Below are 12904 nucleotides of genomic sequence, written 5' to 3' on the forward strand. Positions count from 1 at the left end.
GGCCGCAATCTGTCCGGGAACCTTAATTTAGCGATGGCGAAGAATCTGCAAGCGATCCGCGGGATGAATGACATCCTGCCAGGGGAGTCGGCCCGCTGGGCCGGTTTCGAGCACGTGATCCGCGACGTGTTAACAGGCTATGGATATCACGAGATCCGCACGCCGATCGTCGAATTCACCGACTTGTTCTGCCGTTCGATCGGTGAGGTGACCGACATCGTCGAAAAGGAGATGTACACCTTCGACGATCGCAACGGCGACAGCCTGAGCCTGCGCCCCGAAGGCACGGCGAGTTGTGTGCGCGCCTGCATCGAACATGGCCTGCTGCACAATCAGCAGCAGCGGCTGTGGTACACCGGACCGATGTTTCGCCACGAGCGTCCGCAGAAGGGCCGCTATCGCCAGTTCCACCAGATCGGCGCCGAGGTCTTCGGTATGGCCGGGCCGGACATCGACGCTGAACTGATCTGCATGACCGCGCGTTTCTGGAAACGCCTCGGACTGACGGATGTCTCGCTGCAGCTCAATACGCTGGGCACGCCGGACTGCCGGGCAGCGTATCGCCAGCGGCTCATCGAATACTTCCGCGCGCATCTCAATCAGCTTGACGAGGACGCGCTGCGCCGGCTCGACAGCAATCCGCTGCGTATTCTCGACACCAAAAATCCGGCGATGGCGACCGTGGTGGCGAATGCGCCGCAGCTGCTCGACCATCTGGACGCCGAGTCCGCCGCGCATTTTGCCCGGCTGCGCGAGCTGCTCGATGCCGCCGGCGTGGCCTACACGATCAATCCGCGGCTGGTGCGCGGCCTCGACTACTACACAAAAACCGTCTTCGAGTGGGTGACCGATCGTCTCGGTGCTCAGGGGACCGTGTGTGCCGGTGGCCGTTACGATGGACTGGTCGAACAGCTCGGCGGTCGTGCCACGGCAGCAGTCGGCTTCGCGATGGGCGTCGAGCGGTTGCTCGGCCTGCTGGAGGCACGCGACGATTTCGCCGCCGAGCGCGTACCGCAGGTATATGTGGTCATGGTCGGTGAAGCGGCGGAGCGCGTCGGTCTGGTGCTCGCCGAGCGCCTGCGCGATGCCCTGCCGGGCCTGCGTCTGCAGCTCAACGCCGGCGGTGGCGGCTTCAAGAACCAGATGAAGCGGGCTGACAAGTCCGCTGCCGAGTGGGCGCTGATTCTCGGCGAGCAGGAGGCCGCTGACGGCACCGCCGCCCTCAAGCCTCTGCGTGGCGAAGGTGAGCAGCAGGTGTTTGCGCAGGCCGAACTGACGGCGCGGCTCGCCGGTTTGTTGGCGCTGGCCTGAACCGGCAACCAGGGGAGCATCCGACGAGATGGCGATGGACGATTTCGCAACCGATGAACAACGCGTTGAGGCGATGCAGGACTGGTGGCGGCGCAACGGCATGGCGGCGATCGCCGCTGTGCTTCTGGCGCTTGCCGGCATCGTCGGCTGGCAGTGGTGGCAGCGTCAGCAGGCCGCCGAGGCCGCGCAGGCCTCATTGCAGTTCGACACGGTCATGGCAGCCCTGGCGGCCGGCGACGGCGAACAGGTACGCAGTCGCGGACAGGCACTGATCAGCGCGCATTCCGACACTTTCTACGCCACGCTGGCGGCGCTGGCGATCGCTAAGGTTGCCGTCGATGCCAATGACCTGCCGGCCGCCTTGTCGAGCCTCGACTGGGCCGCGACGAGAACCCAGGGCTCGCCGATGTACCCGGTCGTCGCCCTGCGGGCGGCACGCGTGCTGATTGCCGCAAAGCGCTACGACGAGGCGGCCAAGCGGCTCGACAGCGTGACTTCGGCGGCCTTCACCGTCGAGCGTGAAGACCTGCGCGGTAATCTGGCTCTGGCGCGTGGTGATGTCGAAGGCGCACGGGCGGCGTGGGTGGCGGCGGTCGCCGCGGGCGGGCCGTCGGCCGGGCTGATTCAGATGAAGCTCGACAACCTTCCTCCGGCGCAGGAGAAATGAGCATGCGGCGCAGCGTGATGTTGGTGGCCCTGCTGGGCCTGCTCCAGGGTTGTGGCTGGCTGACCGAGTGGGCCAGCGGCACCGACAACAGCGTGCCGCCGACGCCGCTGGTGTCGATTGCCAATCCCATGCCGGTGCGCGAGGTGTGGAGTACCAGCGTCGGTGACGGGGCTGACAAGGCGTTCGTGCGTCTGCAGCTGGCGCTCGATCAGGGCTCGCTGTACGCCGCCTCGCGTGATGGCATCGTCATGGCGCTGGATGCGGCGAGTGGTCGCAAACTGTGGTCGGTGGACACCGATTTGCCGATCACCGGAGCCCTCGGTGTAGGGTCCGGGCTGGTGGTGTTCGGTACCAACAAGGGTGAAGTCGTCGCGCTGCGCGCCGAAAACGGTACCGAAGCATGGCGCAGCCGTGTCTCCAGCGAAGTGCTGGCCGCGCCGCGGCTCAGCGATGGCATCGTCGTCGTGCGCGTCGCCGACGGCCGCTTCTTCGGCTTCGATGCTGCGAGCGGCACGGTGCTGTGGAACTATGCCTCGTCGGTGCCGCTGCTGTCGCTGCGCGGCACCTCGGCACCGCTGCTGGGTCAGGGCGTGCTGATCGCCGGTCTCGACAGCGGGCGTCTGCTGATGCTCGATCTGCGCCAGGGGCGGCCGCTGTTCCAGAAGATTCTGGCGGCACCGCGTGGCAAGACCGAGATGGAGCGTCTGGTCGATGTCGACGCCGAACCCAGGATCGCCGGCTCGACGCTGTTCGTTGCGCCTTACCACGGGGCGGTCAGTGCGGTCGATCTGACCAACGGCAACCTGCTGTGGAACCGTGATCTGTCGACCTATGCCGGTCTCGACGTCGATGCGCTGAAGGTTTACGTCAGTGCTGCCGACGATGTGGTCTGGGCGCTCGACCGGCGCAGCGGCGAACCGCTGTGGAAGAATGCCGATCTGCTCGGCCGTCACCTGACCGCGCCGGTCGCTGCCGGGCCGGTGATCGCCGTCGGCGATTTCGAAGGCTACGTGCATCTGCTCGATGCCGAGAATGGCCGCATCGTCGGGCGCGTGCGTCCGGAGTCGAAAGGCGTGATGTCGATGCTGCTGCGTAACGGCCTGCTCTTTGTTTACGGTAAAGACGGCACGCTCGCCGCGTACAGCGCCAACTGAGTCGCACGGCGGCGTGTCCTGATACGGCCGGATCTTTCGGGGTCCGGTTTTTGCTTTTTTCGTGTTCTCGGGAGTGCAGGCCATGTTGCCCGTCATCGCACTGGTCGGCCGACCGAACGTCGGCAAGTCCACTTTGTTCAATTGCCTGACGCGCAGCAAAAGCGCGCTGGTCGCTGATTACCCGGGCCTGACCCGCGATCGCCAGTACGGGCTCGGCAAGGTCGGTCCGGCGCCGTATCTGGTCGTCGACACCGGCGGCCTGACCGGCGAGGGCGAGGGCATCGATGCGCTGATTGCGCAGCAGGCCGAGAAAGCCGTCGAAGAGGCCGATGCGGTGCTGCTGCTGGTCGACGGCCGCGCCGGGCTGAGCAGCGCCGATGAGGAAATCGCCGCTCGCCTGCGCCGCAGCGGCAAGCCGCTGTTCCTCGTCGTCAACAAGACCGAGCATCTGGAGCTGTCACGGGTGCTGGCTGATTTCCACCAGCTCGGCATCGGCGAACCCTGGGGCATTTCCGCGACGCACAGCCGCGGCGTGCACACGCTGATGGATCGCGTGTTCGACGCCGTGGCCGAGACGCTGCCCGAGGGCGAAACGCGCGAGCTGCAGCGCACCGCACTCGGCGTCGACGACGGTTCGATCCGCCTGGCGATCATCGGCCGGCCGAACGTCGGCAAGTCGACGCTGATCAATCGCATCGTCGGCGAAGAGCGCGTGCTGGCCTTCGACATGCCGGGGACCACCCGCGATTCGGTAGCCGTGCCGTTCGAACGCGACGGTACGCGCTATACGCTGATCGATACTGCCGGTGTGCGCCGGCGCTCGCGCGTCGATGCCGCGATCGAGAAGTTCAGCGTGATCAAGACGCTGCAGGCGATCGAAGAAGCTCACGTCATCGTCATGGTGCTCGATGCCCGCCAGGGCATCGCCGATCAGGACGCGACGCTGCTCGGCTATGCGCTCGACAGCGGGCGGGCGCTGGTGATCGCTGTCAACAAGTGGGACCGGCTGGACATCGATACCCGCGACCAGGTGCGCAGCGATATGGCGCGCCGCTTGTCGTTCATCGACTTTGCGACGACGCATTTCATCTCCGCCCTGCACGGCTCCGGGGTCATGGACCTGTTCGCCTCGGTCAACCAGGCGTATCAGGCCGCTACGCGCAAACTGTCGACGCCGGAATTGACGCGGCTGGTCGAGGACGCTGTTGCCCAGCACGCGCCGCCGCTGGTGCACGGACGCAGCATCAAGCTGCGCTATGCCCATCAGGGCGGCAGCAACCCGCCGCTGATCGTCATTCACGGCAGCCGGGTCGAGCACATTCCCGACGCCTACCGCCGCTATCTGGTCAATCTGTTCCGCAAAGTGCTGAAGCTGCAGGGCACGCCGATCCGCGTCGAATTCCGTGGCGGTGAAAATCCCTATGACGACGGTGAGCACCGGCTGAAGAAGCAACACCACCGGCCGCGCCGCGATGAGCGTGAACACAAGGTGGCGGCACGCAAAGAAGCGCGCGAGGCACGCAAGCTGGAAGTGCCGGGGCGGCGCAACCCGACGCGTCCGGGGCCGAAACCCGCCGGTCCGGCGCCGTCCGGTGGACGCAAGCCGTCACCACGGACACCGCCGTCGCGCGGTCGCAGCTGAAATCTTGCGGCTTGCGCCTTAGTGCGATGCTGCGAGCGGCAGACGTATCTGCGCGCTGAAACCGCCGAGCGTCGTCGAGCGGCCGAGCTGCAGCCGCCCGGCGTAGCTGTCGACGATGTCCTGCGCGATGGCCAGGCCGAGGCCGCTGCCGGCACGCGATTCGTCCAGGCGTTTGCCGCGCTGACCGAGCAGGGCGAGCTGTTCGTCGGCGACGCCGGGTCCGTCGTCTTCCACCGTCAGTACCAGCTCGCCGTCCGCCTCGGCGGCGCTGACCAGCACACGCGAGTGTGCCCATTGGCAGGCGTTGTCCATCAGGTTGCCGAGTAGTTCGAGCAGGTCGTCGCGATCGATCGGCGCGCTCTGCGCGGCGATGCGTGTGCCGAAGCTGAGCCGGCGTTCAGCGTGTATGCGTTCGAGCACCGCGACCAGCGCGTCGATCTCACGTTCGAGGTCGACGCGCATGCCCGGCGTTGCACTGCCGGCGATGCGCGCGCGCTTGAGCTCGCGGCGCAGCAGGCGGTCGATTTCCTGCGTGCGCCGTGTCAGCTCGTCGCGTAAATGCGCGTGTTCGCTGAGCGCGGGATGGCGTTCGAGCTGGGTGAGTACCGCCAGCGGCGTTTTCAGCGCATGCGCCAGATTGCCGAGCGCATTGCGTGAGCGCTGCAGGCGCTGCGCGACCAGGGTGCCCAGCCGGTTGATCTCATCGACCAGCGGACGCAGCTCCTGCGGCACTTCCGTGGGCAGGCGTTCGATGCGGCCCTCACCGAGCTGCTGCAGGTCGCGGCGCACCCACTCCAGCGGCGCCAGTCCGCGCCGGATCAGCAGCCGCTGCCACAGCAGCAGGCCGCCGAATGCCGCCAGCGCAAGCCCGCTCAGGCTCGCGGTGAGCGTGCGCAGTCCGGTATGGAAAGCGCTCAGGTCCTCGGTGACGCCGACGGTGACGGATTCATCGCCGAAGCGTACGCGGCGTGCGATCACCAGCAGCTCCTGACGGTCGGGGCCTGGGACTTCGAGGCTGGCGATGCCGTTGCCGCTTGGCTCCGGCAGCGGAAAGTCGGCATCCCACAAGGAGCGCGAGCGCAGTTCGCCGCCGGGGGCGCTGATTTTGAAGTAATGCCCGGAATACGGTTGTTCGAAGACCGGTTTCAGGCTGTCGCTGGCCAGCTGCGGATGGCCGGAGGCGTCGAGTTCGAGGTCGGCGAGCAGGGCGTCGAGGTCATGTTCGAGCCGACCGACGATGAACTCGTTGGTCAGCCGGTTGATGGAGTAATGCGCCAGCCCGAAGCCGAGCAGCGCCAGCAGCGCCAGCGTCAGGATCAGGCCGCGGCTCAGGCGGCTTTCCAGGGAGGTCATCCGCGTTCGCCGAACACGTAACCCTGGCCGCGCCGGGTGCCGATCAGCTCACGGCCGAGCTTGCGGCGCAGGCGGTTGACGTAGACTTCGAGCACGTTGCTGTCCTTGTCCGAGTCGAAGTCATAGACGTGCTCGGCAAGCTGCGTTTTCGACAGACACTTGCCGGCGTTGAGCATGAAATAGCGCAGCAGGCGGAATTCGGTACCGGTCAGCTCGATCGGTGTACCGTCCGGCAGCAGTGCCTGGCGGCGGTCTTCATCGAGACGGATGCCACCGGCTTCGAGCTGCCCGGGCACGACGTCCTGTGCGCGGCGGATCAGGGCGTGCAGACGGGCGATCAGCTCCTCGATATGGAACGGTTTGCCGAGGTAGTCATCAGCGCCGGCGCGAAAGCCTTCGACGCGCTCATGCCAGGCATCGCGCGCGGTCAGGATCAGCACCGGCACACGCACACCGCGCGCACGCCAGCGGCGCAGCACTTCGAGGCCGGGCCGATCCGGCAGTCCGAGATCGAGCACGATGGCGTCGTAAGGTTCGGTGGCACCGAAGTGTTCACCATCGACGCCGTTATTGACGGCATCGACGGCAAAGCCCGCCTGTACCAGATCCGCTGCCAGCCGTTCACGCAGGCTGGTTTCGTCTTCCACCAGCAGCAGGCGCATCAGTCGTCGTCCTCTGCGCGGCGGCGCTTGGCTTTTTCGCGCAGCAGGCGACCGTCGCGGGCATCGTACTGGTAACTGCGCACGGCACTGTCGGCATCGAGCACCTTGACCTCGTAGACCAGGCGGTCGTGCTCACGCTCCAGTTCGATTTCCAGGATGTGGCCGGCCGGATGGGCGGCGCGATGGCGCTGCAGGATTTCCTCCAGCGACAGCACCTCGCCGGCCTCACGCAGACGGCGTATGTCCTCGTGGTCGCTGGCGCTGGCATAGAGCAGGGGCGTGCCCACAGCGCACAGGGCGAGCACGACGGCGAGGCTGCGCGGCAGCGTCGGCAGTTTCATCACGGGCTCCGGATAGCGAATCTGCTATCCAGCCTAGGCAGCGCAAGCTGAAAATCCGCTGAAAATGGCGGCGTGGCTCAGCTGCCGCTGGCTTCGCGCGCCTCGCGGGCGCGGCGGCGGTAACGCATGATCAGCCAGACGATGAAAGCGATGACGACGACGGTGCCGATGATGTAGATCTGGGCATGATGCATATTGCCCATGAACTGCTCCATCGCGTGGCCGAACAGGTAACCGGCACCGGCGAAGGTCACCGCCCAGACGGCTGCCCCGATCATGTTGAGGGTGAGGAAGCGCAGCGTCGGAATGTCACTGGCACCGATGACGAACGGCGTGACGTTGCGGATGCCGTAGTAAAAGCGGAAGGTCAGGACGAGAAAATCGCGATGACGTTCGAGCTTGTCGTTGATCCAGCCGACGCGTTTGGCCCATTTCGGATGACGGTCGAGCAGTTTCTTGCCCTGGAAACGGCCGATGAAAAAGTAGAACTGATCACCGCACAGGCTGCCGACGAAGGCAGCGAGCATGACCCAGTGCAGTTCCAGTTGGCCGAGTTTGGCAATGACGCCGGCGACGATGACAACGGTTTCGCCTTCAATGAAGGTCCAGACCAGGATCGTGAGGTAGCCGAACTCGGCTATCCACTGCTGGATGTGTTCGTACATGCTGTGTGGACTCGTGGAACGAAATAATCGTTAAAAAAGTGCCGGGGCCGTGCCCCGCCGGACTTGGCGGCGGGGCGCGCGGAGCTCATTTCATGGCGCTCATTCCGGCAGGGTGAGGGGCAGGAACAGGGCGTTGTCGTCACGGCGAATCAGCACGGCGACCGGTTTGCCGCGCGGCAGCTGGCGGATGACGGTGGCGAACTGGGCCGGACCGGTGATGGCCTGATTATTCACGCGAACGATGACATCTCCGGTACGTATGCCAGCGCTCTGCGCCGGGCCGCTGCGCACTTCCCGGACCACGACGCCGCTGTCGCCCTGCGTGCGCTGCTCCGCCGGCAGTTCGGTGACCTCAAGGCCGAGGCCGTGGGCTTCGCCGCTTGCAGCGCTGCGTCCGTTCACGGCTACATCGTCCGGCAGCTCACCGATCTGCACCTTGATTTGCGTCTGCGCACCGTCGCGGAAGATCTGCAGCGTCGCTTCTTTGCCCGGTGAACTGGCACCGACCAGCGGTGGCAGTTCGCCCGAGCGACTGATCGCGTGGCCGTCGAATTCGAGCACGATGTCACCGGCTTTCAGGCCGTTCTTCGCGCCGGGACCGTCGTCCATCACCTGACCGATCAGCGCACCGCGCGGGCGGTCGAGGCCGAAGGACTTCGCCAGATCCGGTGTGACTTCCTGAATGAGTACGCCGAGCCAGCCGCGGGCGACGCGGCCACGCGTCTTCAGCTGCTCGGCGACGTTCATGGCGACCTTGATCGGGATGGCGAACGACAGGCCCTGGTAACCGCCGGAGCGGGAGTAGATCTGCGAGTTGACGCCGATGACCTCGCCGCTGCGGTTGAACAGCGGGCCGCCGGAGTTGCCGGGATTGACAGCGGCGTCGGTCTGGATGAACGGCACGTAGTTGTCAGTCGGCAGGCTGCGGCCGACGGCGCTGACGATGCCTACTGTCGCACTCGATTCGAAACCGAACGGCGAGCCGATCGCCAGTACCCACTGGCCGACGCGCAGCGCGTCGGAATCGCCGATCTTGACGGTCGGCAGATCCTTGGCCTGGATCTTGAGCAGGGCGATGTCGCTGCGCGGGTCGCTGCCCACCACTTCCGCAACATGTTCGGTGCGGTCGTTCATGCCGACCGTCACCCGCTCGGCACCGTCGACGACGTGGGCGTTGGTCAGGATGTAGCCATCCGCCGAGACGATGAAGCCGGAGCCGATCGACGACGGTGTCGAGCGTGGCGTGCGTTGCTCGGGGCGTTGATCGAAAAAGTGCCGGAAGGGTTCCTCGAACGGCGTTCCTTCGAACGGATTGGGCAGGCGTTTGTCATGCGGCGTGCGGTCTTCGTTTGCAGGTTCCGTTTTGCCGGTGGTGCTGATGCTGACCACGGCAGAAGCGTAGTGGTCGACGAGCGCAGTGAAATCCGGCAGATCATCGGCACGTGCCGGCAGCGTCGTGAACAGCAGGGCGGCGTGCAGCAGTGTGACGGCAGCCAGGCGAAGCAGTTTGCTCATCGAGAGTCTCCGTGTCGCGGCGGCGGACTGGAACTGGAGTCGACCACGGTGGTGAGCCGGCGGTTCAGCTTGATCGCGCACGCAGGCGTCGCCAAGTTTTGCGAACGAGGTGCGGGAGCAGCATCCACGGTGGCATGCGCAGCCAGTGGGAGCGGATGAACAGGCACCAGCGCGCCGGATGCGCGCCGGGGCGTTCCAGCAGGACGCTGGAAACCAGTCGAAGCAGCAGCCATGCGCTGAGTGCGGACGGGGCGGCGGGGCGCAGGTTCGTGAACACGGCATCGGGTACCGGCGTGCCGAGTGCCTGCCTGGCCAGACTCAGCGCGTACCAGAGCGGTCGCCCGAGATCGAGTTCGAGCGCCCGCGCCGGCAGTTCGCGCCAGAATGCGGAATCGCCGAGCTCCATGCACAGCTGGTGGATGTCGAGCAGGTCACGCAGGGGGTGCTCGAAAGCGCCGTCGTAGCAGGCATGGGCGGCCGCATGCAGGAGCAGGTCGTGGGGACACAGCACCCGTACGCCATCTGCCGTATCGAGGGTATGCGCTGCGGCGATCAGCCGAGCCGAGTCCGGGTGCAGGCGTGCGGTCCGCGGCAGAATGGCGTGATGCACGTCGACGGTCATGCCGCGCAGTGGGTGCACGAATGCCGGCAGCTCGTGCATCCACTGGCGGTAATAGCGATCGTCGTAGGGCTTGAGCGCCTGGTGCACCCAGCCGCTCGCAAACAGTGTGGTTTCGACCGCCGTCATCGCTGAATACGGATAGAGCACGTCGAGATCCGATGACAGCCGCCCGCGTCCCGCGGCCAGTCCCAGCAACTGGTAGGCCATGCCTTTCAGTGCGATGGGCGCCGGCTCGGCCACGGCCTGCGTCAGGCAGCGCAGCTCCCAGCGCAAGGCCCGTGTGCGGGCATTGGTCAGCTCGCGGGCAGCGTACAGATGGCGGACGACGCGGGGCGGCACGCTGGCCAGCTGGCCGGCGTCTTCCAGGCAGGCGTGCAGGCGCGCCAGCCCGCCGAGGCGGCGGGCGACCGGCAGCAGAACGTTCCAATCGGCTGCGGACAGTTCGGACGCTGTGGCTGGGGCACTGAAGAGCCCAAGCAAAGTTTCCACGTTGCTCGGGGCGTGCGCAGCATGCCGAGCCAGCATCATCGGGCGTGTCGACTCAAAAATTTTTTACACATGCTGTCCGGCGCAGACCTGTTTCGCGATCGGGGCATCGGCGAAATCCGCAGCTTGCCGGCATCAGTGAATATATGGCGCGAAATTTGCGTGAAACTAATCAAGCTCAATCCCGGTCCCGGCGAATACATGCGCCGTGTTACATCCTGTCAGACTCGCCGTCCAGCGGGCTGCAGCCGATACTATACCGATACTCAGGATTTTTCTTCGCGAGAGGCTGGTTCTATGGAACTCCACGAGCAGCACAGTCCGACTTCCACGGAGAGCGCTGAGACGCCGACGAACACTGCGGTATCCGTCTCGCGGCGGCGTGTACTGAAAGCGACGGCGTTGGTGGCCGTGCCCGCCGTGCTGACAGTGCACGCGGGACATGCACGCGCGCAGGCTTTGACCAGTGCCGTGCGTTGCTCCATCAATGCATTGGATAATCCGATCACCACGGATGACGGTAACCCGAATCTCTACAGGAAGGATGGAGATGCAGTCTGGTTTAATATCGATCCTACTACGGGTGAGGTTACACCGATCCTTAAGGGAGAGCAGGGCTACATGGATACTGCCAACGGTTCCTTCCTGTCGACCGGATGCGTGACCTCCGCTCTCCATATCAATGGATAGTGTCTTGAGTTCCCTTGCCGCAGCCGAAGCTCGGCCGTCAAAGGAGTCTCAAGCACCGCTGGTGCAAAATGCGCAATGGCAGCTGAGTGTGCCTTTGCTGTTGCGCGACTGGGCCGACGGTGTGACCTATATGCTGGCCTATAACGTCGAGTCGGGTCAGACGCACTTTCTGACGACGGTCGGTGCGGTGCTGGTCGAGCAACTGTCTGCCGGCGTGCAGTCGACATCGGAGCTGCTCGGCGCCGTACAGGCGGTCTGTGAGGACCCGGACAGTATCGATCTGGACATTCTGCTTGATGAAGCGCTGCGTCAGCTCACCTCACTTGGCTTGGTCCGGACCCGCCCTCTTTGACTGCTTCGATTGCTGATCTGACTGGTGCACGTCTGCGTGAGCACCTCGGCGGCGAGGGGCTGCGTTTTCACATCGGCCCGTTTCTTTATCAGCTGCACTCCGAATGGCTCGATATCGCTGCCTGGCTTGAGCGTCTGTATGCGGTCTATCCCTTGGCTGCGCCGCAGGACTGTGCCGATTTTCACGTTGAACTGTTCTGGCGCGGCTGGCGCAAGCGTCAGCTCGGCGTGCGCTTCGATGGCGAGATCCTGCCGTATCCGCTTTTCGGCAGCGATTATGCGGCCCCGCATATGGAGTGGGGGCTGAACTGGGGCGTGGCGATGCATGCGCACTGGTTGCTGATGCTGCATTCCGGCGTCGTCGAGCGCGGCGGCCGGGCGCTGATGCTGCCCGGGCAGCCGGGTAGCGGTAAGAGCACGCTGAGTGCAGCGCTCGGCTGGCGCGGCTGGCGTTTCATGTCCGACGAGTTCTGCCTGATCCGGCCGCAAACCTTCGATGTCGTGCCTTTCCCGCGCCTGGTGCCGCTGAAGAACGCAGCGATCGAAGTGATGGCGGCGTTTGCCCCGCAGGCGCAGATCGGCCCGGAATTCCCGGAGACGCACAAAGGCCGCCTGGCCCACATGCGTCCGCCGGCCGAGGCCGTCGCGGCGATGGCACAACCGGCCAGGCCCGGCTGGTTCGTATTTCCACGATTCGTTGCCGGGACGTCGGCGCGTCTGCAGCCGGTCGCCCCCGACCTGTGTTTTGCGCGGCTGGCGACCAATGCCTTCAATTATGAAGTGCGCGGCCGCACCGGCTTCGACACGCTGTACCGGCTGGTCAGTGAATGCCCAGCGTTTGCGCTGGAGTTCGGCGATCTGGATGCCGCGATCGCCGCCCTCGACGAGCTGCCGGCCCGCGACTAATCGCGGAAGTTGGTGAACTGCAGCGGCAGTTCGATCTGTTCGTTGGCGCGCAGCAGGGCGATTGCTTCCTGCAGATCGTCGCGCTTCTTGCCGGTGACGCGCACCTGTTCGCCCTGGATCTGCGCCTGCACCTTGAGCTTCGAGTCCTTGATCAGCTTGACGAGCTTTTTCGCCAGTTCCGACTCGATGCCCTGGCGCACGGTGATTTTCTGGCTGGCCTTGAGATTGGCTACCTGGATCTCCTCGGCCTTCAGACTGCGTACGTCGATGCCACGCTTGGCGAGCTTCTGGTAGAGGATCGTGCTCATCTGGTCGATCTGGAATTCAGTCTTCGCATGCAGCGTCAGCACCCACTCGGCTCGCTCGATGCGCGCGTCGGCGCCCTTGAAATCGTAGCGGGCGTCGATGTCGCGATTGGCCTGATCGACGGCGTTGCTCAGTTCGTGTTCGTTGACTTCGGAGACGATGTCGAAAGAGGGCATCGGCTGTTCCTCGAAAATGGTCACGGCCGCGAGCGACCCGGGGCGCGGAAGGATAGC

General features: G+C 65.2%; 14 protein-coding genes. 7 read left to right on the top strand and 7 right to left on the bottom strand.

The window, feature by feature from the left end:
• Nucleotides 1-33: 33 nt before the first annotated feature.
• The 4 genes from hisS to der all read left to right on the top strand — a co-directional run bounded on the left by hisS (nt 34) and on the right by der (nt 4774).
• Entirely contained in the window at nt 34-1311 is a 1278-nt protein-coding gene (gene hisS, locus C7443_RS17025; RefSeq protein WP_110019846.1) for a histidine--tRNA ligase, read from the top strand.
• Between the two features lie 34 nt (nt 1312-1345).
• Nucleotides 1346-1978 carry a YfgM family protein gene (locus C7443_RS17030; RefSeq protein WP_170123663.1) on the top strand — a complete coding sequence of 211 codons (633 nt, stop codon included), beginning with the start codon at nt 1346-1348 and terminating at the stop codon, nt 1976-1978.
• A 2-nt stretch (nt 1979-1980) separates the two neighbouring features.
• The gene (bamB, locus tag C7443_RS17035; RefSeq protein WP_170123664.1) at nt 1981-3132 is read left to right on the top strand and encodes an outer membrane protein assembly factor BamB; all 1152 of its coding nucleotides are present in this window, start codon (nt 1981-1983) and stop codon (nt 3130-3132) included.
• Nucleotides 3133-3214: 82 nt separating this feature from the next.
• On the top strand, nt 3215-4774 hold the full coding sequence (der, locus tag C7443_RS17040) for a ribosome biogenesis GTPase Der (RefSeq protein ID WP_110019855.1): 1560 nt from the start codon (nt 3215-3217) through the stop codon (nt 4772-4774).
• Between the two features lie 18 nt (nt 4775-4792).
• Here der and C7443_RS17045 read toward each other — a convergent pair whose 3' ends face one another.
• The 6 genes from C7443_RS17045 to C7443_RS17070 form a co-directional block, all read right to left on the bottom strand.
• On the bottom strand, nt 4793-6127 hold the full coding sequence (locus C7443_RS17045) for an ATP-binding protein (protein WP_110019857.1): 1335 nt from the start codon (nt 6125-6127) through the stop codon (nt 4793-4795).
• On the bottom strand, nt 6124-6789 hold the full coding sequence (locus C7443_RS17050) for a response regulator transcription factor (protein ID WP_110019859.1): 666 nt from the start codon (nt 6787-6789) through the stop codon (nt 6124-6126). Before C7443_RS17050 ends, C7443_RS17045 begins: the two co-directional genes overlap by 4 nt.
• Nucleotides 6789-7130, bottom strand: coding sequence for a PepSY domain-containing protein (locus C7443_RS17055; RefSeq protein WP_110019861.1), 342 nt, complete (start codon nt 7128-7130; stop codon nt 6789-6791). The genes C7443_RS17050 and C7443_RS17055 overlap by 1 nt, the downstream gene beginning before the upstream one ends.
• A 77-nt stretch (nt 7131-7207) precedes the next feature.
• Nucleotides 7208-7795: a DedA family protein gene (locus C7443_RS17060; RefSeq protein ID WP_110019862.1), complete on the bottom strand. Its 588-nt coding sequence runs from the start codon at nt 7793-7795 to the stop codon at nt 7208-7210.
• Nucleotides 7796-7894: 99 nt separating this feature from the next.
• Nucleotides 7895-9310, bottom strand: a complete 1416-nt coding sequence (locus tag C7443_RS17065; RefSeq protein ID WP_110019864.1) for a DegQ family serine endoprotease — start codon at nt 9308-9310, stop codon at nt 7895-7897.
• A gap of 64 nt (nt 9311-9374) precedes the next feature.
• Entirely contained in the window at nt 9375-10349 is a 975-nt protein-coding gene (locus C7443_RS17070) for a nucleotidyltransferase domain-containing protein (RefSeq protein WP_246004703.1), read from the bottom strand.
• Between C7443_RS17070 and C7443_RS19980 the strand changes: the two genes are divergently transcribed.
• Genes C7443_RS19980 through C7443_RS17080 form a run of 3 tightly spaced genes read left to right on the top strand, consistent with a single transcriptional unit; the run spans nt 10248 to nt 12365 of the window.
• Nucleotides 10248-11108, top strand: a complete 861-nt coding sequence (locus C7443_RS19980; RefSeq protein WP_246004704.1) for a hypothetical protein — start codon at nt 10248-10250, stop codon at nt 11106-11108. The genes C7443_RS17070 and C7443_RS19980 overlap by 102 nt on opposite strands.
• 4 nt (nt 11109-11112) lie before the next feature.
• Complete coding sequence (locus tag C7443_RS17075; protein WP_146213333.1) at nt 11113-11460, top strand: hypothetical protein; 348 nt, start codon at nt 11113-11115, stop codon at nt 11458-11460.
• A complete protein-coding gene (locus C7443_RS17080; protein WP_110019870.1) occupies nt 11457-12365 on the top strand; it encodes an HprK-related kinase A in 909 nt (302 codons plus the stop codon). Before C7443_RS17075 ends, C7443_RS17080 begins: the two co-directional genes overlap by 4 nt.
• Here the strand turns inward: C7443_RS17080 and C7443_RS17085 are convergent.
• Entirely contained in the window at nt 12362-12847 is a 486-nt protein-coding gene (locus C7443_RS17085; RefSeq protein ID WP_110019872.1) for a YajQ family cyclic di-GMP-binding protein, read from the bottom strand. The genes C7443_RS17080 and C7443_RS17085 overlap by 4 nt on opposite strands.
• Nucleotides 12848-12904: the final 57 nt, after the last annotated feature.

This window comes from Plasticicumulans acidivorans, from assembly GCF_003182095.1.
Lineage (GTDB): Bacteria > Pseudomonadota > Gammaproteobacteria > Competibacterales > Competibacteraceae > Plasticicumulans > Plasticicumulans acidivorans.